We start from the raw sequence: 20214 nt of genomic DNA, 5'->3' as shown, positions 1-20214 counted from the left end.
TCTCTTGACTCCGATTATGGATTTGATTGAAACGTCAATATTTTCAAGAGGATGCCTTGGAGCTTGACGTGTCCCTGAGGGGCCATCAGGGGGGGCTGTATGACGAACAGAAGCTGGCGGATGATCGGAAATCGGGTGAGGATCAACCGTTGGCAAGGGGAAGGCCAGCCCGCTTCCATTCCGGGAGGCCATCCTCAAGGCGGCGGGCTTTGAAACCCTTTTCCCGCAGCCGGGCGACCGCCTCAAAAGCCAGAATACAATAGGGCCCCCGGCAATAGGCCACCACCTCATGTTCCTTGGGCAGATTCTCCAGTTGCGCTTCCAGTTGTTTGAGGGGGATGTTGTGGGCTTCGGGCAGGTGACCGGCCTGATACTCTTCAGGGGGCCTGACATCCAGCACCGTGACCGATCCTTCCCGCAAGCGGCGCATGAGTTCTGTCCGGGGGATCGGCTCCAGATTGTCCCGCACCGATAGATAATCCCGCACCAACCGGTCCACTTCCGCCAGTTGTCGTTCGGCCATGGTTCGCAGGGCGGTCATCAGGTCCACGACGGATTCATCTGCCAGGGTATAGAAGGCGTGGCGACCTGCTTTGCGTCCGCTCACCAATCCGGCTTGACTCAAGACCTGGAGGTGGCGGGAGGTGTTGGCGACTGTCAGGTGGGAGACCTTGGCCAGGGCGTCTACAGAGCGCTCTCCCTGGGCCAAAAATTCCAAAATTTCCAAACGTGGGGCGCTGGAGAGGGCCTTGCCCACCCGGGCAAACTGGTTGAATAGATCGGTTTTAAAGGAACTGCCCGACATGGTGCCTCAATGACAGGGGGGCTTTATTCCGGTGGCTGGAAAGCCGATCCGGTCTTTGGAAAAAAGCATCATAACGGTTTTGCACAAAAAAATCCCGTGTTTTGGCCGCTTGGACGATCAAGGCTGAAAGAGCGCTGCCAAAATCGAGCCCCAGGCTAAAAAAAAGGTCCCGGCAGTGGCTCGGCCCGTACATGGAATCAAGCCCCCTTCTACCCATGTGCCTGGCCAAAATCTGGCATGATCAGTTTTTTTTGATGGCGGTCATGAGGGAGGGCAGCTCAAAGCAATCGATAAATTCCACCTGATGAAAGCCGCTCTCCAAAAGCCAGGAGTGGATCTCCTCAAAGCTGTAACAATCCCCTCGCTCCGTGTTGAGCAGCATGTTGAGGGCAAAGAGCGCCCGATCCGGATGGCGGGTGCGGGTTTCATCGATCAGGGTTTCGTGGATGACAAGCATCCCCCCAGCAGCCATGGCCTGGTGGGTTCGTTTGAGCAGATTGCGGTTGGCCTCCACCCCTTCCACATGGAGCACGTTGGAGATGAGGGCCACATCAAACCCCTCCCCCAATGAAGAGTCGGTATCGTTGAAAAAATCCACCGGATGCAGAGCCAATCGGGATTGAAATCCCTCCTTGGCAATCTCCTCCCGGGCCACTTCCAGCGTCAGGGGCAGGTCAACGACCACCCCTGTGATCTGGGGATTGCGCCGGAGAATTTCCATGGCATAGGTGCCGGGCCCCCCGCCCAGATCCAAAAGGCGGTGATAGGGGGAAAAATCGAGGGTTTCAGCGATAATCCGAGCATTGGGTCTGCCGATTTGGGCCATGGCCTGGATAAATCCCCGGTTGGTTTCGGGGTCTTCCAGCAGGTTTTTTTCCGGGGGGCGTACCGAGCCGCCTTGGATGACCGCTTCACCCAGGAGGGACCACACCTTGGAGAGATCATGGAGGTGGGTGAGGGAGGCCCCCATGTAGGCTTCTCCCGAAGGGTGTAGATGTTTGAGCCCCAAAGGGGTGTGGCGGTAGCGGTGTTCCTCTTTGGTGAGCAATCCCAGGGCAGAGAGGGCATCCAGCAGCATGGCCATCCCCCGGGGATCCCCGCCGGTCTGTTCGGCTACCTGAAAAGCGGTGATCAGCTCCTCCCCGACAATGGCGAACACCCCCAGATGGTGGGCGGTGAGAATCACTTGGGAGGTGCGAAAGCCATTGGCCAGCCGAATGATTTCCTGTGGATTCATGGGAAAACTCCTGATCGGGGGTCTGGATGTTCCGGTTTCATCGCTCCCGAGGGTGGGACAAGGGAGTCACAGCGGATTCAGGGAGAGCTGTCAGCCAGAATGGTGCAGACCACCTGACGCTCTTGCCGGGGGCCGTCAAACTCGCAGAAAAAAATGTTTTGCCAGCGGGAGGGGCCCAACTCACCCTGAATCAGGGGAATGGTTTCCGAAGGGCCGATGAGCCCTGCTTTCAGATGGGCATCGCCGTTACCATCCTGCTTGTCGTGGAGCCACACCCCTTGGGGAATCAGCTTGGCCAAAAAGTGGACCACATCGGTCTGGACACTCTCATCCCAATTTTCCTGGATCATGATCGCCCCGGTAGCCCCCTGGGCATAGAGCGCTACCAAACCATTCCCAATGCCGGAATCCTGGACGATACGTGTCACCTCCTGGGTGATATCCAGCAACATTTCCCGCTGGTGGGTGCGAATGGTCAAGATTTTTCGCATGGGTGGTCTCCCTTCCACACAGCCGCCGAACGATTTTCCGCTTCAGCTGACCGGCTCTCCGTTCAGGATGGCCCGGGGAGTATCGAGAGCCATCTTTTTGGCTCGCTCAAAACCCACCACCTGGGCGGCTGCCCGGACCCCATCGGAAAGCACCGGCTGGCGCTGATTGAAGCCGTGGCCGTCGCTGGCGAGAAGATGCACCCAGCCTCTTTCCAGGAGGGCATCCGCCGTGCGGGCAACGCTGGAACCAAAACCGCCGGAAAGCGATCCGGCAGTGACCTGGGACAGGCAGCCCATTTTCATGAAGGGGGCCAGGGCGTTGAGATCCCGGCGTACCGAGCGGTTGCGTTCCGGATGGGCGATGATGGGGTGATAGCCTTGGCGCAGGATGTTATCCACCAAAAAGGCATCAGCCGGGTCGATTCCCTGATTGGAAAATTCCAACAAAAAATAGCGCCGCTCCCCGGTTTGGTTGTAACAGGGGAGGTTGCCCTGGCTGATCATGGTGTTCACCCAGGGGCCCAGGCGCACTTCGGCGGCATGGCCAAAATCGAGCTTGATTCCGGCCTCTTCCAGCTTGATTCGGAAGGCTTCCGCTGCCTGGGCGATGGATTCCGGGGTGTTGTTAAAGGCTCCAGGGTTGATGTGGGGGGTGGTCACCAGGGTGCCGGTACCCATGCCAGCCGCCATCCGAGCCATGCCCAGGGCTTCCCGCAGATCCCCGGCACCATCATCGATGCCCGGCACAATGTGACAGTGCAGATCAATCAGCCCCTTCAGGGGTCCGGCTATTTCTGCTGCCATTGTCCATCCGACAGCTGTACCCACCATCCTGAGTGAGCTTGTTCCCGCCACTGTCTGGCAAAACGGTCCCGAATGTCGCTGTTCCACTCCGGGTGGCCATTGGCTTGGGCGATCTCCCGATAGAGCGATTCCCGATCTTGATTGTCGGCTTTGATCAGGCGACGCAAACGACTGCGATCCTTGAGGGAGAGGCCGCTTTCGGAACGCACCGTCAGATCCCCACGCTTGTCGATTCCTACAGCGCCACTGTGGAAAAAGGGGCGTAGTTCCTTGGAAGCCCGGGATCTCAGTCGATCCTTCAACTGGCGGATGGCGGCGGTGGAAACATTGATATCCGCGCCCCCTGCATGGGCTGAGGGGGTGGTCCAATCCAGAAAGGCGGTGATCAGACCCGTGGCGTTCAGATGGCTTTGGGGGCCTGGCGTGCTTTCAGACTCCAAGCTTTGACTCTCTTGGGGGGTTTCCAGGCCATCCCAAATTTCCCGAACCATCTGCTCCGCCGCTTCGTCCATGGCTGGAGCGGGAAAATAGACGTTTACCGTGACGCAGGCGGTCAAAAACAGGGGAAACAGCCAGAAAAGCCAGTTTATAGGGCTTTTTTTGATCATTTTGTTACTCTCCTTCCTTCAAGGTTCCCGGGTCATCTCCAATGGTGGGGCCATCGGCCAAGCCGATGCGTTGCAGGCGTTCCACCATATCCTTCCAGGCGATGATCGGATTGTGACTGATGACATCCACCCGGGGGGGCAAGAGGGAGCCCAGTACCAGATAGTGCCGACCTTTGATCTCCTCGACACCCTTCAGGTGAAATGTATCGTTTCTTAACCGGCATTTAAAGCCGAATCGGCGATAGCGGTAGTTTTCGAAAAAGGAAAAGAGCCCCCGCTCCAAAGCAGCGATGGGACCACCGGAGCCCAACGCCTGGATATTTTGGATCGCCTTGACATTGATCATCTGGGGGGCTGAACCGTCCACATTGGCCAGCTCCGCATCAAACGAGACCGGCTCTCCTCCGGCCATCACCAGGCGTTTCACCCCCCCGGATAGTGTCCCCTGGATTTTGCCCACATCGGTGCGACTGGTGAGGGCTTCCAGATCCAATTTTTCCACCGTCACATCCATTCCCCACAGGGGTAGGCTTGTGAGTAATCCATCGCCGCCGATCTCATGGACTCGAATATGGCCGCCGAAGAGATCCGCTCGCAACTCCCCCCGGGTGCGTAACTGCCCTCCCCGCCACTTTAGCAAGGGAAAATCAGCCTGTAGGCTACCACCGCTTTGAGGCAGATCGAAGGCTTGGGCCAGCAGATCCAGATCCAGGTCGTCGAGCTTTAATCCCATGACGAGATGTGGCTCACCCGACCAGATCCGAACCCACTCCACCTCCTTGATCGACAGTCGACCCCCAAACAAGGGCAGCACCACCTCCCCGGGAAAAACCAGTTGGTCCCCATGGAGGTGTAGCTGGGTCTTAACCGGTGGCAGGGAGACCGCCCCCGCCTGCAACCCAGTCAGAGTGAGACGACCCGTAGAGGATGGTTTGCCAGCGCTTTTTGGAGAGATGGGCAACTCCAGTTCGATCTCTTCTATCCCCCATCCTCCACCGGGTGCGGTAAATTTTCCTTCCTGCAGAGCCATTTTGCCTTTAAGCCGGGGATTACCTTGGCCGGTATGGCTGAAATCAAGTTCCATATCCAACGCCCCCCCCATCTGGGCTGAAGCCCAATCCGGCGCATCGATGGCAAGGGCTTCCTGGAGATAGGTGACGAAAAGGGCTTCCAGGTTCGCCCCTTTCAGTGCGACCCGTCCGGAATAGCCATTCCCCTTGGGGGCGATCTTGATGGAAAATTTGGGTAGCACCCGGGAGGAGAGATCTCCCGTCAAAGACCACCCGGTCTTGCCTGGCCACTGGAAGGTTCCCTTGCCCGCCGGTTGTTCCAGCCCCAAATCCCCATAGTGGGAACCCGCCAGCCACTCTCCGGCAGAGAGCTTGAATTGTCCATCCACCTCCCCTCCCCCGCTTTTATCCAGACGGAAGGTGCCTTGGAGCCAGCCAGCCACCCCTTCCAAAAACAACTCCTGGGGCTCGTCAGCATCCCCATTGACCCCCTCAGTATTCGAATCGGTATCAGGGGTTGGGGGGGGCACCCAGCTTCCTTGGGCGATGGTGGCCTCTATTTGACCGGTCATCCCCTGTTGAACGCCCAGAGTGAGGGCCAGCTTGCCATGGACTTTTCCACCCGCTTCCCCTTTCAAGGTCACGCCCGGGGGGAGGGCCTGGGGGATGGCGAGGGGGGTAGCCTGGGGAATGACCACCTGGATGTGGGGGCCTTGGTTTTTGGGAAGGTTCAGTTTTAGATCCAGTTTTGCCCCCATCCAAGCCACTTTTCCTTGGGAGGTGATCCCTTGGGTATCGCCACGGGCGTGGCCTTGCCAGCGGATCAATCGGGATTTTAAGGTGGGATCATTTTGGGAGGGGTCCAGAAGGGCACCTTGCAATGATGCTTGTTCCAGGGTCCAGGCGTTGGTGGGGATATCGAGTGTCAGCTTTCCCTGGGTCACGATCCCTTGGGTTTGGTATGGGGGCGTGGTGAGGCGCTGGGATGACAGACGAAATTGAATAGGTATGGTGGTTTCCCCCACCACCCCACTCGCATCAATGTGACTCTCAAGCCCTTTGATCACGGTGGTTCCTGCTTTCAGCTGATCCGGACCGGTCTGGATGTTTGCCTGCCAGCGGGGCTGTTGCCAGCTATCGTCCACTTGCAGGGCTATCTGCCAGGGGGGGCCGTTTTTCAGATCAATATCTTTCAGAGGTGCCATGCCCAGCCAAGCCCGCAAGCCGTCCGGGTCGATGAGGGTGATGTTGCCTTGCAGATGGGGGTTGGGGAAAGCCTCTCCCTGGAAGGAAAAATAGGCCAGTTTCCCCACTTTGGCCTGAAGGGGGGCCACTCGCCATGAATCAGCCTGCTGCTGGCCGATGATTTTCAAGGTCACCGGAGCCCGTTTAAGGCCGCCTGGGGGAAGAGCCTCCCCCTCCCCCTGGAAAACCACCTCCCCAGGCCGGGAGCGGACTGAAAAGGCAAAGTCCGCCTCCCCTCCTCCCGCCAGCTGCAATCGGGCCACACCCCCCTGGGCTGTCACCTCCACCGACCCCCCGGGATCCACCGTCAGTTCCATATCCACCCCCAGCTCTCCTCTTTCTCCGGCTATTCCCAAGAGGCGTAGCAGAGGCACCAGCGGGGCTTTTTCCGCTCGGGCCACCAGGCGAATTTTTTCCGTCAGGTGGAGCATGCCGTGGATCGATCCCCCGGGGAGACCTTCGGCGGCAAAGGCCAGATCTATCCCGGCAGCAGATAGATTTTCCCCGGTGGCATCGATCTGAACGAGCCCCCATTTTTCCACTGAATCCACCCCTTCCGGGCTTTCGGGAAGGAGAGCACCGTTACGAATTTCCAACCGATCCAGGGGTAAAATGGGCCAGGAGAGAAGTGGCTTTTCAGGGGGTGGGGGGCTTTTGTCTACTGGAGGGGATGGCTCGGAATCGGATGGTGGGTGCAGCTCGATACGGGGGTGATCAAGCTCCAGCGCGGGAATGCGCCCCTCCATCCAACTCTCCAAAGAGAGCCCTACCAGGATTCGCTCGGCAGAAAAACGATGCTCCCCGGGCCGAAAAAGCCCGACCCCTTCCAGCCACAATCCCGGAGGGGTACTGACAAATCCTGCTTTTTTAACAGTCATTTGCCAACCGGAGCGCTCTGCCACCTGGAGGAGGATTTTTTCCCGGGCAGGGTCATTCAACAGCAGGAATAGGGCCAAAGAGAGGGCTATGGCCAGCAAAATGGCGCCGCTGATCAGCAGTCGCATCAGCCATTTGGCCAGTTTTTTGAGGGTCAAACCCATGGAACCGCTACGCTCCCACCATCAAACCGAACCCCGTTATCCTGAAATTTTTGCAAAAGGATCCAAATAGTCAATTCTAGCAGATTATATGAGAGGTCGAGGGGACTATTCTTTCCAGGTTCAACTCTATTGGCAAAGGGGTGGCCTGGCATCGGTGCCAGGGGAAGACGGGGAAAAAAAGGGGGTTGGGGAGGATGTTTGGGGGGGACGTTTGAGGGGGGGTGTGTTATGGTTTTAAATGGAGGGTTTGAGCAATTATCCACTATCGGCCTGGGGCACTCTACCGCTCCTGTTTGATCAGGGCGCGGGAACCAAGCCACTTTTGTTACCCGCTGGCGAGGGCGTTTCCAAGCCCTGATTCAATACCATCCTTACTTTGGGGAGTGTCGGGTATGGCTGCTGCCATCACACTTCATCTGTTGGCTGCCGTCTTTTGGGTCGGGAGCATGTTTTTTGCCCATGTGGTTGTCAGGCCCTCTTCCCAGGATTTGGAATTGACTCTCCGGGTGAAGCTCTGGACCCAGATTCTCGGGCGGTTTTTTGTGGTGGTCTGGTGTGTGGCGATTTTGCTTCCGGCCAGTGGCTACTGGATGGTGGTGAGCTATTTCGGTGGATTTACCGATCTGGCGCTGCATGTCATCATCATGCAGGGGCTGGGCTGGACCATGATCGTGATTTTTGTCAGCGTTTTCTTCAGCCCCTATCAACACCTCAAGCGCATGATCCGTCAGGAGCTTTTTCCTGAGGCGGGTATGTATATCCTGCGTATTCGCAAATTTATGCTGGTTAACCTGATTCTGGGAATCATGGTGGTGCTGACTGCTGTTTCCGGACGTTTTTTGTAGGGTATGGTGAGAGAAAAATTTTGAACAATCAAGACCAGGACGCCAAATTTTTTGTCGGTCAAATCGTCTACCACCATCTGTTTGATTATCGTGGGGTGGTGGTGGATGTGGATGCTTCGTTTCAGGGCACTGAGCAGTGGTATGACGAAGTGGCCCGTTCTCACCCACCCAAGGATCAACCCTGGTATCAGGTGCTGGTGGACAAGAGTACCAACCAGACCTATGTGGCCGAACGCAATCTCGTCTCCGACCGCACCCGGGATCCCATTGATCACCCCAAATTGGGTCTCTTTTTTAATCGCTATCAAGGGGGAGTCTATCTCTCCAAAACCCCCAACCATTAATCTTTCCAGACCGGGGGGCTTTCTGATTTCCCCTTTTTACCTTAAGGCCTCTTTCCAGCCCTTTTTCCCCGACTATCCACACAACAGAACCCTGGGTTCACCCCTCCCCAAAAAGAGCATGGACCACCTCTATCGAGAGATCCGCCTCAACTCTCTCGAAAATTTTTCCTCTGTTTACCCTATAAGAATAAAATCAAGCCAAGCACTCCCCAAAGTTCTCGATTAATCCTCTCCCCTTTTCATAGCCTCATCCAGAAACCAGCCGAAAGCCTTTTCGATAAACGGCATGGCGTCCAGGAGTCGGTGGCCGCTATCTACCAGATGCAGGCGGATTTTGTGTTTTTGGGCAAAGCGGATGGCATCTGCTACGGGGATCACCTCATCCCCGTAGCCGTGAACAGCCACTGTGAGGGGGGAGTGGGGAACTGGATCCTGAATGGCATATCCACGTTTATAGATAGCTGGAGCCAATAGAAAAAGACCGTCCGGTCGCAATTTTTCAGAGGCCACGATGGAAAGATAGGCCCCCATGCTGGAGCCCACCAGGAGCAGTTGCCCTGAGGGGGCCGGGGCGCGATCCAATAGTTTTTGCACCCGATCATCCGGGCTTGTAATGCCCTGGTAATCAAGGCTCTCCACTTCGAAGCCCCGTTCTTTGGCCAAGTCTGCCAAACGCTGGATTTTACTCCCCCAGGGGGTTCCCGATTTGCCGTGGGCAAAAAAGATTTGATGCGTGTGTTGGGCCATGGTTGCAAAAATCCGCACTGTAAAGGTGGCTGTTTTGGGATCTCTTCAAGGTGGCGATTGGGGGGGGATTCCGGAAGTGAAATAAATTTTTACACACTGACAAAACGGGCTGTAAAATATTTTTTCAACTTAAAAAACAAAGAGATATATTGGAAGGCGCCACAGCAGTGTAATCTATTTTTTACACTTTTGTGGGTCCAAATCGGGGTTTGCCGCAGAAAAGCCCCATTGAAACCAATAAATATTCAATATAATCAATACGTTAAATTGTTTGGTTCACATTTTGCAGTTAACCCTGACAAAGGAATTTGATCAGAATCAACTTTGAATATGGATAAGAGCTCCAGACCCGTTTAACTGAAAAACAAAAAGACCGTTTAAAGAGGAGAAATGATCATGCACGAAACTTCCTATGGATTGGCTTTGGGAAACGACGTGCCCAAAAGTGCTGAAACCCGACTTTGGGAGACGGTACTGATCCGGGCCATTCAGGATGCTCTCGGTGAGGGGAATTCCCTGGAGATGTCCAAAGCCCGCAGTTGGATCCGCAATGGCGGCCACAATTTTAAACTGGTTTGCGATTTGGCGGATGTAGATCCCAATCGCCTGAGAGTTCGCTTGATGGAGATGATGGATAAATCGGAACTGGCAGCCTGATGAGATTCCGTTCTGTGGGAACGCGGTTTGATGCTTGTTGGATCAACAGGGGTGGCACGAGAGTGTTTTTGTGCCCTTTGGGTGCAAATCCTCCAACTTCCCAGTGGATCCGGGATCATCAACTGGTTCAACCTAAATCCGGCAATTGAGCGTATGTAGCTCGTGCAGGATATTGGTTCGCAGAGTGACTTGGGAAAAATCGCCGGCACCATTTTGGTCACAAGACTTTCTCCCGATTGGCTTGGTGGATCAAGAGGCTTTGCATGTGCGTACCCCCAACTGCCGGATTTAGGTTTAAGGAACTCAAATAAGGTTGGCGCTATCGCTACGCCATACAGATATGTCGTTAAAAAGAGACCCTGCCTGTCGTCACCTCTGAAGGCCGGTTCAATGAGAGGAGGACGGGGGACCGGCCCTATGAACACCAAACCTGGCGTTGTAGGCGTCTGATTGTCGATGCCGTGTCCGTTCGCCATGTGAACCAGACTGTCAGGCTTGAAAAGTGCTGATATCCTGCTGGGCAGCCGAATATTAATCTCCTGGCAGATTGCCATCAGACTCTCCCACCCCATCCACACCCAACCATCCAAATTATTTGGGTCTGCATCATTATTGTGCTGTTATTTGCAAGCGATCCGGGGTATAGCCCGGGACCGAATACAGCTGACATGATGAACTCTTGGGTGGAACCGGCATGATGAAAAAAATAGACAAACTTCCCTTATCGGCCTTGTTTATCGGTCCTCTCGCTGAACAACGGCCTCTCCCCAATCGTCGGAAGGGCCGGCACCACCGGGTGGGAGTCAACTGTGCTCAGGGCGCCTATTGCCGTCATCGGGAGATGTGTCGGGAAATTTATAATCAGGATCTTCTGAACGATAAGGGTGACTGTTCCCAATTCCAGCCCTGGGAGCCTCTCTATCCCGTTGATAAAGCCGCCTCCCATGGAGGATAGGGCTTTCACTATCCCGCCATCATTTTTTCTCCCCCTCTCTCCAGACAGTTCCACCATCGACCTGTGCGTCTGGATCCCCTCCCCGACGAATACGAGCCATATCTGGATTCCGCAGCCATCGAATCCAACTTATCGGATGATCCCCAAAATTTCGGCCACATCCAGTGATATGGAGCACCTAAGACCAGCTTTCATCTACGACTGATTGTGGGGGGCACCCTCCTTCCATCAATGTGGCCCCATCCACTTGCCATTTTCCTTTTTTGTCGGCCGAAACCTTCCCCTCTGTCCGTTTCTCCATATCGAGGTGTTGTGAAGCAAAAAATACACCGACTCCAAATGGGGGTGAATGGTCACAAATGCAGTAAAATCCATCCTGATAATACACGCTATATTGCGTAATATTTCAGCGACATAAGGTTTTTTGGCATCGCTTTCGGTGTGATTATCAGAGCCATCCACTTGACCTTTTTGCAAAACTGATGTTCCCTATGGCGGTTACTGTTTCAAACAGTGCCTTCCAGTTTCAACCCGATGGGCAAAAGTGGGTTTTTGGGGGGAAATCCTTTATCTTTAGGGGAAAAATGATGAAAAAGTTCTATGCAATGATCGCAGTATTGGTTGGCTTGACAGCGTTTTCTTTGCCCGGTACCGCTCGGGCAGAAACCGAATCCGGTGTTAAGATCGGTATCCTCACCTGTCGCCAGCTGCCTGGTGGCTACAACCTGTTGATCCACTCTGTGGCTTATGTAGGCTGCGAATTCACCTCCTCCCGGGGGATGGAGCGTTATACCGGTGAGAGCGGTGTGGGGCTGGGCCTGAACCTGGAATGGAATCCTGCCGAAACCATCCTCTTTACGGTTTTGGGTTCCACCAGCGACATCCGCATGGGCCAGCATGTTCTGGCGGGCAAATATTTTGGTGCCAAGGCTTCTGCCAGCGTGGGTGTGGGAACCGGTGTTCAGGTGTTGGTCGGTGGCGGCAACAAAAACATCTCCCTGCAACCTCTGGCCCTGGAAGGTTCCACGGGTTTGGGTGCCGCAGCCGGGTTGAGCTATCTCTCTTTGCAACCCGCTCCCTGATGTTTTTATCTGTTTGACAGGCTTTTCCGGGGGTGTCGCCGTTTTGGGTGACACCCCCGGTCTGATATCCCCCATGGATTTTTTTTCCGCTCTTCCCTGTTGGTCCCAAACGGATGTTTTTTTTGAATGATGGCTATATCTGACTGTTCATTTTTTGATTATTTTGTTTCGATCTTCGCGTTGAATCGATCCGGCCCCAGTTTTTTTCACAACCTGATCTGGCTGGGGCCACCCAACGCCTTTTCCCCACACCACTAAAACCGTGTCTCTCATCATCCTCATCGATGGTCTGACTGCCGAGGGAGATCCCGCCCCGGAAAAGATCTGCCCCATTTTGAGCCGTATCGGCAGCGGGGGTGCGTTTGGTCGGGTGGCTTTTGCCTCGGACCAAACCCCACCGGAGCTGGGTGCAGGCATTGCGGCCATGCTTGGTTTGCCCTTTATGGCGCCAGAGGGGGGAGATGTGCCACTGGGCTATCTGGCCGCTTTGGGGCTTGGTCTGAATCCCGAGCCAAAATGGAGCTGGTGCCGCCTTGGTTTTACCCACTTGCGCCAGGAAAAAGATCGGTTGGTCTTTGTCTCTCCCCAGCGTACTGGCCTTTCTCCTGGGGAGATCGACCATCTGGTTGGGGATCTGGGGGGAATGTTTGGGGATGAGGGGTGGCAGCTGCACGCCACTCCGGAAAAGCATCTTCTCCTCTCCCACCCCGAAATTCATGCCGTTCAGACCCGTGATCTGGCGCTTTTGGAGGGGGAGTCGATGCTGGATCGGCTTCCCAAGGGGGTCCACGGTGCCAAAATCAATCAACTCCTGATTGCAGGCCAACTCCTCCTGGCCCGACACCCCATCAATCGCCAACGCGCTGAAAATGGGCGACTCACGGTGAATACCCCTTGGCTGTGGGGAGTAGGGCCGGCATCAGAGGGATTGGATGTGGTCCCGCCACCGACTCGGGGGAGCTTTTTGACCAGCGATCCAGTGGTGGCTGGCCTGGCCCGTGTTGCCGGTTTTGCCCCGACCCTTATTGACGCCGAAACGGAAACCCAGCCTGACCGGATAGAGTCTCTTCTTGAGGCCTGCCACAATCAATCGACCATCCTTCACCTGAGGGCACCGGCTATTTTGGCGCGTCACGGGCTTCATGATAAGCGGCGGGAAGAAATTTCCCGCATGAGCCGGGCATTTCTGGAACCTTTGGCGGCTCACTTGGCCAAAAGGGACGATACCCTCATTATTAGCGGTCATTTTACCCTCTCTGACCAGGGCCATGGGGTGGATGGGGCAGTGCCTTGGGTCGCCGCTTCAGGAAAAAACCTCACCCGCTCCACTCTTTTCAAACGGCGGCCTGATTGGGCCGGGGGGGATGCTTTGGATGCAACGACTTTTGGCAGCCGGTGGCTTTCATGATGGTAGAAGATCCTCTCTCCTTAAGCGGTAAACGCTGGAAACCCCGTGCCCAGGTAGAGCCCTGGCACCAGCAGGTGGTGGCGGATATGGGGCTTGCGGTGCATTTCGGTCCCATTGTCGCCAGCCGTGGTTTGGACACCCGTGAAGAGGTGGAAGGATTTCTCACCCCCCGCTTGAAACAGCTGGCTGATCCCTTGGATATTTTGGGAATGCCGGAGGCCGTCGCGCGTCTGGCCCGGGCGGTGATGGAGGCTGAATCCATCGCCATATTCGGGGATTATGATGTCGACGGAGTGACCTCCTCAGCCCTTTTGGTCCGCTATTTCCGGGCGCTGGGACGTCAGGTGCGACCCTACATTCCCAACCGTCTCACCGAAGGGTACGGCCCCAACCCCGAAGCCATGAAACTGCTGGCCGAGGAAGGGGTCCAGGTGGTCATCACCGTCGATTGCGGCATTGCGGCTGTGGAGGCGCTGGAAGTGGCCGCCGACCTGGGACTGGATGTCATCGTCACCGATCACCATCAGGCTTTGGATGAACTCCCCAAAGCGGTGGCCATCATCGATCCCAACCGCCCTGGAGACAGCTTTCCCCACAAGGAATTGGCCGGGGTGGGGATCGCCTTTTATCTCACCATGGCTCTCAATCGGGAGTTGCGCAGCCAAAATTGGTTTGGTGACAATCAGCCAGAGCCGGATTTACGCACTCTGCTGGATCTGGTGGCTGTGGGCACCATTGCGGATATCGCTCCCCTCACCGGTTTAAACCGCCCCCTGGTCGCCATGGGCCTTAAACTGGCTGAGCAAAATGCCAACGTTGGCTTGAATGCCTTGATAGAACGGGCCAAGGTACGGATGCCTTTGACCGCAGGCTCAGTGGGTTTTCATCTGGGGCCACGTATCAACGCCGGGGGACGGCTGGGTGACGGGGGGGTGGGGCTGGAGCTTCTCAGCACCGAAAATGAGACGTTGGCCCAGGAGATCGCCGAACAGCTGGAAGCTGCCAACCGGGAGCGGCGGGCCATTGAGGATCGCATTCTGGCTGAAGCCATGGCCTGGGTGGAGGATGAAAAACTGGATGAGTCCCACCGGGGGTTGGTTTTGGCCCGGGAGGGGTGGCATCCTGGCGTGGTGGGGATTGTCGCCTCCCGCATTGCCGAACGATTTCACCGCCCCACCATAGTGATTGCCCTGGATGAAAAGGGTGAGGGCAAAGGGTCGGGACGCTCTATCTCAGGGGTTGATCTTCTCTCTGCGATTCAAGCGGCTGAGACCCACCTCATAGGTTTTGGCGGCCATCGGGCTGCGGCTGGAGTGACGATTGCCAAGGAAAATGTCGATGGTTTCAGGGAGGTCTTTGACCAGGCGTTGCGGGAGAACAATCCCCCGGAAATGTTTCATCCCACCCTTGTTGTGGATACGTCCCTTCCTCCAAGCCAGGCCAACCGGGCGGTGGTGGAAGGGTTGAGCCGGTTGCATCCCTTTGGTCGTGGCAATCCGGAACCGATTTTCATCCTGGAGCGGGTACGGGTGGTGGCGAGTCGGGCCTTGAAGGATCGTCACGTCAAGTGTCGGTTGTTGGGGGCGAAAGGATTGAATCTCGACGCCATCGCCTTTCGCATACTGCCCGGTCCCTTGGGAGAGGGGCTCATGCAGGGGGGGGAGATGGATGTGGCGGGAACCCTGAGCATCAACCACTTCCAGGGGCGGGAAACGATCCAGTTTAACGTCAAGGATGCCCGCTGGTCGGCACCTGGAAGCGGCAAGGGTGGTCGGCGGCGTTGACGGGGTGTGACTGGTGGCATTGAAGGGGATTCGTCGGCGGTGTTAAAGGGGAGCTGGGGGGAGGAAAGAGGGTTCGGGGCCAAGAGCCTATCCCATCTTCGGGAAAAGGATTATCCTGTTTACCTGATGTAGAGGGGAGAAGGGGCGGTCATCCTGAACGTATCCGGGGTGACCCCCTGGTTGGGATCAGCCGATTTTAGAACAGCCATGCGTGGAAAACCAATCCGCCGGCCAGGCCCCGGCAGGACCTTTTCCAAAAAGGAGCGCCCATGCAAGAACATCCTGATTATTATTACCAACAATCCGCAGTGATTCCCTGTAGGCAGGAAGGGGGAGAGCTGAAAATATTGTTGATCACCTCCCGCAAGAAAAGGCGATGGGTGATTCCCAAGGGCATCATCGAGCCGAACTTGATCCCTCCGGATTCCGCTGCCAAGGAGGCCCTGGAAGAGGCCGGTGTCCAGGGAAAAGTGTCCCAATCCCCCATCGGCACCTACAAATATGACAAATGGGGCGGCACGTGTGACGTGCAGGTCTTCGTCATGGAGGTCGAAAAAGTGCTGGACGACTGGATGGAAAGTTTCCGTGACCGGGCCTGGATGGGACTTGAGGAGGCGATGGAGCGGATGGAAGAAAAAAAATTGCGCATCATCATGAACAGGCTGCCTGATTTTTTGGCTGGTCGCGATCAAACCACCTCTGACCAGGAGTGAACGACCATGTTGCTTGAAGTGGGCAGCCCCCTGCCTGATATCACCCTTCCCGACCAGAGCGATACCCCACGCAAGCTTTCTGAACTGCTGGGTGCCCATGGCGCGGTGATCTATTTTTATCCCAAGGACAACACCCCCGGCTGCTCGTTGGAAGCGGTGGATTTTGAAGCGTTGCAGGGAGCCTTCGCAGAGAAAGGGCTGAAAATAATCGGTGTTTCCAAGGATTCAGTCAAATCCCACAGCAACTTTTGCCAAAAAAAAGGGCTCACCTTTACCCTGTTGAGCGATCAGGAGGGGGCACTCTGTGAGGCGTTTGGGGTGTGGCAGGAGAAAAAAAATTACGGTCGCACCTACATGGGGATCGTGCGTTCCACTTTTGTGGTGGATGGCTCGGGCAAGGTGCAAACGGTCTATGCCAAGGTGAAGACCAAGGGGCATGCTCAAAAGGTGCTGGATGGGCTTGGTTGAGCCCTGTCAGTCAGGAAACTTTGGGAGGGGCGACAGTGGATCGATACCGTTTGAGGGGGAGTGATTTCCATCCTATGGGAAGCCATTCTTTTGCTGTTTTTCCTGCTTGTGCTCTCTCTTTGTGCTCCACACTTTTGTGAATATGGGACTGAATGCGTTTGAAAGCTGGTGGCTGGCTTTTGTCCCGTTTTTTATCTACGGGGCTGGGACTCTTTTCCTCTATCTCTTTCAGGAGTGGCGGATATTTCGCCCTACCAAGGGGTTGCGTGGGGATCCCGGGGATTGGGGGATGCCTTTTGAAACCCTTCGGCTTGAAAGAGATGGCATCACACTCCATGGCTGGATGATCCCGGGCAGGCTTCAGGGGCCGGTGGTGCTTTTTTTTCATGGCAATACCGGTAATCTGACTGATTTCCAGGCCCATATAAAACTCTTCCAGCGCCTGGGGCTTGGGGTGCTGGCTTTTGATTATCGGGGCTACGGATTGAGCGGGGGCAAGCCTTCGGAAGCGGGGCTCTATGCAGATGCCCGGACAGCCCTTCAGCATCTGGTCCATGAGCGCGCGCTTCACCCCCGGAACATTCTCTACTATGGCCACTCCCTGGGAGGGGGGCCTGCCCTGAATCTGGCTATGGAACATCCTCCGGGCGGGTTGATTCTGGAAGGGTGTTTTACCGGGATTGCTGATCTGGCCGGGGAGCTTCATCCCTATTTTCCGGTGCGGGCTCTTACCCGGGTGCACTTTAATAATCTTCAGCGTATCCCTGACCTTTCCTCCCCCCTTCTGGTGATCCACAGTCGGCAAGATGAGGTGATCCCTTTTCATCATGGGGAAAAGCTGTTCGCTGCGGCCACTTCCCCGAAAACCCTGCTTGAGAGTGATGGCAACCATCACGACGGCTTTGCCGCTTCCGGCCCCTTTGCCGAAGCGCACCTTGAAGCGTTTGTTGCGTCCTGCTTTTCCCGAAACGACCGGTAGGGCTATCAGTGGCTTGGAAAGAGCAGGTTTGAGTGGCCAAAGGTTGGTGGATCAATCTGTTTTTGCTACTCCTCCTCATTGGGGGAGGTGGCGGGGTGTGGTGGATTGGCCAGATGGAAGAGGTCGAAGAAGCCCTGCTGGAGGAAGCGCGTCAGGTGAGCCCTATCGCTCCTCAAGAGGTGATTCGGGTTCGGTTGACCAATCGGCAACAGCAGGTGATCGCCCTCATGAAGGAGGCCCGGGGGTGGCGAATCACCGAGCCTGTGCAGCTGGTGGGTGGAGCTGATTCCGATGGGGTGGCGGCTCTTCTGGGGGTGCTGGATCAAAAATATGATCGACGGATTGTTGAAGAGGTTCGTGATGCGGCTTCTTTTGGTCTGATTCCCCCCCAAGCCAGGCTCAGCGTGGCAACGGCCAGGGGGCAGAGTCAGACCCTCACCCTGGGAGAGGAGAGCCCGGCGGGAGGTAAGCGCTATCTGTTGCTGGGGGATGACGGGCCGTTGGTACTCTTGCCCAAGGGGGATCTCCTGGGGCTGGAGCTGAGTATAAACCAATTGCGGGACAAGCGGCTGTTCGCTGATTTTGAGGGAAAGGTTCCCCAACGGGTCAGGCTGGAAAAAGGGGGGGATGTCCAGTTGGTGCTGGAAAAAAAGGGTGATGGGGCGGGTGGTTGGTGGCTCCAGGAGCCCTTTGTTGATCGGGCCGGGGATCAAGCTGCCGGGGCTTGGGTCAACGATTTCACCTTGGCGATGGGGTCGGATTTTAAGGCCGGGTCTCCTCCGGAAGGGGACGGTTGGGTCATGACGCTTACGGATCAGATGGGTCACAGTCGTCGGGTGACTTTCTGGCTGGAGGGAGAACAACTCCTGGCTCGTCGCTCAGGCGAGACCGATGCCTTGACACTCTTTTCCCATCTGACCGAAAATCTCGCCAAATCACCCCTGGATTTTATCTCCCACCATCCTCTGGACATCCTGACAACACCAGAGCAGTTAATTCTGGCTTTTCAGGGACGTAGACTGAGGGTGTCACCGACAGCAGGCCAATGGCCCAATTCCCACTGGGAAACGATTTGGAAGAGTCTGGTCCAAGAGGCCTGGAAAGGAGTAGAATCAAAAGGGGTGGCTGATCCATGGTTGATGGTGACGGTAGATGTGGGGGGAAAGCGCCTCCAGGTGCCGTTCTGGAAAGAGGGAGCCCTTTTGCGGCTCGCACCACCAGGTCGTCCTCGGTCACTGTTGCTGACGGTGTTGCAATCACAAGCCATGGAAAAGGCTATGGTCGCACTTTTTAACGGGAAGGCGCCTTAGAGGGGGGATGGTTGAGGCCATGAGTTCCCGAGATAATTCAGCTGGTTGGGTTCCGCTCACAGATTATATCCTGAAAGGCGTGCGGGTTGAAAAACGGCCTGCCGTCACCGAAGAGACCTTGAATGCGCTGCCTACCCCGCCTACTGACTGGGTGCCCCTCAGCGACTATTTGCTCAAGGGGGTGCGCAAAAAAAAGCCCTCTCTGGAAGCCCTGAGCCGGGCTCTTGAAGCAGAAAAACCCCTCCCCCCACCAGCGCCGGAAGTTCAGCCCACTTTTCGAGAGGCTCTGGCCGATGTGCATGCGGCGTTGGATCAGGAGGGGGGGGTGGCGTCCCGTTTGGGGGAGATTGTCGCCCAATGCGAGCGCCAGTTTGATGCTGGAAAGCTGGATCGTGCTCTTTTTGAACAAGCCGTTGCAGGTTTGGAAAAAATCCGCGCTGACTATCAAAACCAGACCCATGAAGTGATCGGCTGGTTTTTGGATCATTATTCCGTTGACCTTCCTACTCCCTCCCCCGCTTCCGAACCCGATCCGGAATCGACTGATTAAACTGATATGAGTCTCTCCGATCAGCCAGGTTGATCAGCCATGCAGGACTTTCCGCTATTTTTTTGTTCATTTTCTCCCGGTTGGAGAGAGCATTCCGCTTTTTTTTTGTTGATTAAGTTCGTAAAGGATGGTGAAACCAGCGCTTTGGGGGTAACTTCTTTGGAAGCCACAAGGGGGGGATCATGATTCTTGTCACGGGTTGCACCGGTTTTGTGGGGTCATCCTTGATTCCACACCTGCTAAAGGCAGGAAAATCAGTTCGTGGGTTTGCGCGCCATCCTCTGGTTCGCAAGGATCCGGCCTTTCCGGATATCGACATCCACCCAGGCAGTGTTCTCAATCCTGATCAGCTCCATGCAGCCATGGAAGGGGTCACCCAGGTGATCCATCTGGTGGGGATTCTCTTTGAGCCCAAGGGGTTGACCTTCGATAAGGTGCACCGGCAAGGCACCCTCAATGTCATTGAAGCGGCCCAAAAAGCTGGCGTGAAGCGTTACCTGCAGATGAGTTCCCTGGGAACCCGGGCGGGGGCGGCCAGTCGTTATCATCAGAGTAAATGGCTGGCAGAGGAAGCGGTTCGGGAGAGTGGCCTCGACTATACCATTTTTCGCCCGTCAGTGATTTTTGGCCCCTACGATGACTTTGCCAACCAGTTTGCCAAGCTCGCCCGTTTAAGTCCGGCAGTCCCTATTCTGGGTGACGGCAAGGGGCGTATGCAGCCGGTGTGGGTGGAGGATGTCACCCGTTTTGTCTGCCACACCCTGGAGGCCCCTGAAACCATTGGCCGCACCATTGAGCTGGGGGGCCCCGACCAACTGACCTTTTCCCAGATCATGGATGCCATTCTCAAGGCCATGGGTAAGCGGCGGTTGCGTTTGCGGCTGCCGTTTTCGATATTGAATCTGGAGGCGGCTATCGTGGAGCGCATCTTGCAGAAGCCCCCCATTACCCAAGATCAAGTGATCATGGCCCAAGAAGACAATATCTGCGGGCAAACACCACCCTGGAATGATTTTAATATGATACCACGGGGGTTTGCCGATGGGATTCGGGATTACCTCGGCCCGTAAGCCAAAAAGGTAATCGCTTTAAAGATTGGTTTTCGGTCTGTTAAGTTGGACTGGAAAAAAAT

20 protein-coding genes are annotated in these 20214 nt (G+C 55.9%); 13 read left to right on the top strand and 7 right to left on the bottom strand.

Features of this window, described 5'->3' with window-relative positions; translation table 11 throughout:
* Positions 1–142: 142 nt before the first annotated feature.
* The 6 genes from HQL52_02525 to HQL52_02500 all read right to left on the bottom strand — a co-directional run bounded on the left by HQL52_02525 (position 143) and on the right by HQL52_02500 (position 7240).
* Positions 143–805: a metalloregulator ArsR/SmtB family transcription factor gene (locus HQL52_02525; protein MBF0368308.1), complete on the bottom strand. Its 663-nt coding sequence runs from the start codon at positions 803–805 to the stop codon at positions 143–145.
* 241 nt (positions 806–1046) lie between these two features.
* Positions 1047–2042, bottom strand: a complete 996-nt coding sequence (locus tag HQL52_02520) for a methyltransferase (protein MBF0368307.1) — start codon at positions 2040–2042, stop codon at positions 1047–1049.
* Positions 2043–2119: 77 nt separating this feature from the next.
* On the bottom strand, positions 2120–2533 hold the full coding sequence (locus HQL52_02515) for a YjbQ family protein (protein MBF0368306.1): 414 nt from the start codon (positions 2531–2533) through the stop codon (positions 2120–2122).
* Between the two features lie 42 nt (positions 2534–2575).
* Positions 2576–3337 carry a capsular biosynthesis protein gene (locus HQL52_02510; GenBank protein MBF0368305.1) on the bottom strand — a complete coding sequence of 254 codons (762 nt, stop codon included), beginning with the start codon at positions 3335–3337 and terminating at the stop codon, positions 2576–2578.
* Complete coding sequence (locus tag HQL52_02505) at positions 3322–3945, bottom strand: YdbL family protein (protein ID MBF0368304.1); 624 nt, start codon at positions 3943–3945, stop codon at positions 3322–3324. Before HQL52_02505 ends, HQL52_02510 begins: the two co-directional genes overlap by 16 nt.
* 4 nt (positions 3946–3949) lie before the next feature.
* A complete protein-coding gene (locus HQL52_02500; protein MBF0368303.1) occupies positions 3950–7240 on the bottom strand; it encodes a hypothetical protein in 3291 nt (1096 codons plus the stop codon).
* 392 nt (positions 7241–7632) lie between these two features.
* Here HQL52_02500 and HQL52_02495 point away from each other — a divergent pair, with 392 nt between their 5' ends.
* Both HQL52_02495 and hspQ read left to right on the top strand, forming a co-directional pair.
* Complete coding sequence (locus HQL52_02495) at positions 7633–8085, top strand: hypothetical protein (GenBank protein MBF0368302.1); 453 nt, start codon at positions 7633–7635, stop codon at positions 8083–8085.
* 20 nt (positions 8086–8105) lie between these two features.
* A complete protein-coding gene (gene hspQ / locus HQL52_02490; protein MBF0368301.1) occupies positions 8106–8429 on the top strand; it encodes a heat shock protein HspQ in 324 nt (107 codons plus the stop codon).
* Positions 8430–8651: 222 nt separating this feature from the next.
* Here hspQ and HQL52_02485 read toward each other — a convergent pair whose 3' ends face one another.
* A complete protein-coding gene (locus HQL52_02485) occupies positions 8652–9176 on the bottom strand; it encodes an alpha/beta hydrolase (GenBank protein ID MBF0368300.1) in 525 nt (174 codons plus the stop codon).
* Positions 9177–9572: 396 nt separating this feature from the next.
* Between HQL52_02485 and HQL52_02480 the strand changes: the two genes are divergently transcribed.
* From HQL52_02480 to HQL52_02430, 11 genes are all read left to right on the top strand, one after another.
* Positions 9573–9833, top strand: a complete 261-nt coding sequence (locus tag HQL52_02480; GenBank protein ID MBF0368299.1) for a hypothetical protein — start codon at positions 9573–9575, stop codon at positions 9831–9833.
* Positions 9834–10527: 694 nt separating this feature from the next.
* A complete protein-coding gene (locus tag HQL52_02475) occupies positions 10528–10788 on the top strand; it encodes a hypothetical protein (GenBank protein ID MBF0368298.1) in 261 nt (86 codons plus the stop codon).
* Between the two features lie 587 nt (positions 10789–11375).
* The gene (locus tag HQL52_02470; GenBank protein ID MBF0368297.1) at positions 11376–11870 is read left to right on the top strand and encodes a DUF992 domain-containing protein; all 495 of its coding nucleotides are present in this window, start codon (positions 11376–11378) and stop codon (positions 11868–11870) included.
* A gap of 262 nt (positions 11871–12132) precedes the next feature.
* A complete protein-coding gene (locus HQL52_02465) occupies positions 12133–13278 on the top strand; it encodes a hypothetical protein (protein ID MBF0368296.1) in 1146 nt (381 codons plus the stop codon).
* On the top strand, positions 13275–15062 hold the full coding sequence (gene recJ / locus HQL52_02460) for a single-stranded-DNA-specific exonuclease RecJ (GenBank protein MBF0368295.1): 1788 nt from the start codon (positions 13275–13277) through the stop codon (positions 15060–15062). The genes HQL52_02465 and recJ overlap by 4 nt, the downstream gene beginning before the upstream one ends.
* A gap of 269 nt (positions 15063–15331) precedes the next feature.
* A complete protein-coding gene (locus HQL52_02455; GenBank protein ID MBF0368294.1) occupies positions 15332–15775 on the top strand; it encodes an NUDIX hydrolase in 444 nt (147 codons plus the stop codon).
* 6 nt (positions 15776–15781) lie between these two features.
* Complete coding sequence (locus tag HQL52_02450) at positions 15782–16243, top strand: peroxiredoxin (protein ID MBF0368293.1); 462 nt, start codon at positions 15782–15784, stop codon at positions 16241–16243.
* A 142-nt stretch (positions 16244–16385) separates the two neighbouring features.
* Positions 16386–17222 (top strand): alpha/beta fold hydrolase, encoded by an 837-nt coding sequence (locus HQL52_02445; protein MBF0368292.1) that lies wholly within the window; start codon positions 16386–16388, stop codon positions 17220–17222.
* 32 nt (positions 17223–17254) lie between these two features.
* Positions 17255–18532, top strand: a complete 1278-nt coding sequence (locus HQL52_02440; GenBank protein ID MBF0368291.1) for a DUF4340 domain-containing protein — start codon at positions 17255–17257, stop codon at positions 18530–18532.
* Between the two features lie 19 nt (positions 18533–18551).
* Positions 18552–19082, top strand: a complete 531-nt coding sequence (locus HQL52_02435; protein MBF0368290.1) for a hypothetical protein — start codon at positions 18552–18554, stop codon at positions 19080–19082.
* Positions 19083–19264: 182 nt separating this feature from the next.
* Positions 19265–20152 (top strand): complex I NDUFA9 subunit family protein, encoded by an 888-nt coding sequence (locus tag HQL52_02430; GenBank protein ID MBF0368289.1) that lies wholly within the window; start codon positions 19265–19267, stop codon positions 20150–20152.
* Positions 20153–20214 lie beyond the last annotated feature (62 nt).

The organism is Magnetococcales bacterium (assembly GCA_015232395.1).
Taxonomy (GTDB): domain Bacteria; phylum Pseudomonadota; class Magnetococcia; order Magnetococcales; family JADFZT01; genus JADFZT01.
The sequence above is the reverse complement of the archived record's forward strand: the minus strand, read 5'-3'. Positions and strand labels throughout refer to the sequence as shown.

Coding starts and splice junctions, on each gene's coding strand:
- HQL52_02525 (MBF0368308.1), bottom strand. CDS start 805: ATGTCGGGCAGTTCCTTTAAAACCGATCTATTCAACCAGTTTGCCCGG.
- HQL52_02520 (MBF0368307.1), bottom strand. CDS start 2,042: ATGAATCCACAGGAAATCATTCGGCTGGCCAATGGCTTTCGCACCTCC.
- HQL52_02515 (MBF0368306.1), bottom strand. CDS start 2,533: ATGCGAAAAATCTTGACCATTCGCACCCACCAGCGGGAAATGTTGCTG.
- HQL52_02510 (MBF0368305.1), bottom strand. CDS start 3,337: ATGGCAGCAGAAATAGCCGGACCCCTGAAGGGGCTGATTGATCTGCAC.
- HQL52_02505 (MBF0368304.1), bottom strand. CDS start 3,945: ATGATCAAAAAAAGCCCTATAAACTGGCTTTTCTGGCTGTTTCCCCTG.
- HQL52_02500 (MBF0368303.1), bottom strand. CDS start 7,240: ATGGGTTTGACCCTCAAAAAACTGGCCAAATGGCTGATGCGACTGCTG.
- HQL52_02495 (MBF0368302.1), top strand. CDS start 7,633: ATGGCTGCTGCCATCACACTTCATCTGTTGGCTGCCGTCTTTTGGGTC.
- HQL52_02485 (MBF0368300.1), bottom strand. CDS start 9,176: ATGGCCCAACACACGCATCAAATCTTTTTTGCCCACGGCAAATCGGGA.
- HQL52_02480 (MBF0368299.1), top strand. CDS start 9,573: ATGCACGAAACTTCCTATGGATTGGCTTTGGGAAACGACGTGCCCAAA.
- HQL52_02475 (MBF0368298.1), top strand. CDS start 10,528: ATGATGAAAAAAATAGACAAACTTCCCTTATCGGCCTTGTTTATCGGT.
- HQL52_02470 (MBF0368297.1), top strand. CDS start 11,376: ATGAAAAAGTTCTATGCAATGATCGCAGTATTGGTTGGCTTGACAGCG.
- recJ (MBF0368295.1), top strand. CDS start 13,275: ATGATGGTAGAAGATCCTCTCTCCTTAAGCGGTAAACGCTGGAAACCC.
- HQL52_02455 (MBF0368294.1), top strand. CDS start 15,332: ATGCAAGAACATCCTGATTATTATTACCAACAATCCGCAGTGATTCCC.
- HQL52_02450 (MBF0368293.1), top strand. CDS start 15,782: ATGTTGCTTGAAGTGGGCAGCCCCCTGCCTGATATCACCCTTCCCGAC.
- HQL52_02445 (MBF0368292.1), top strand. CDS start 16,386: ATGGGACTGAATGCGTTTGAAAGCTGGTGGCTGGCTTTTGTCCCGTTT.
- HQL52_02435 (MBF0368290.1), top strand. CDS start 18,552: ATGAGTTCCCGAGATAATTCAGCTGGTTGGGTTCCGCTCACAGATTAT.
- HQL52_02430 (MBF0368289.1), top strand. CDS start 19,265: ATGATTCTTGTCACGGGTTGCACCGGTTTTGTGGGGTCATCCTTGATT.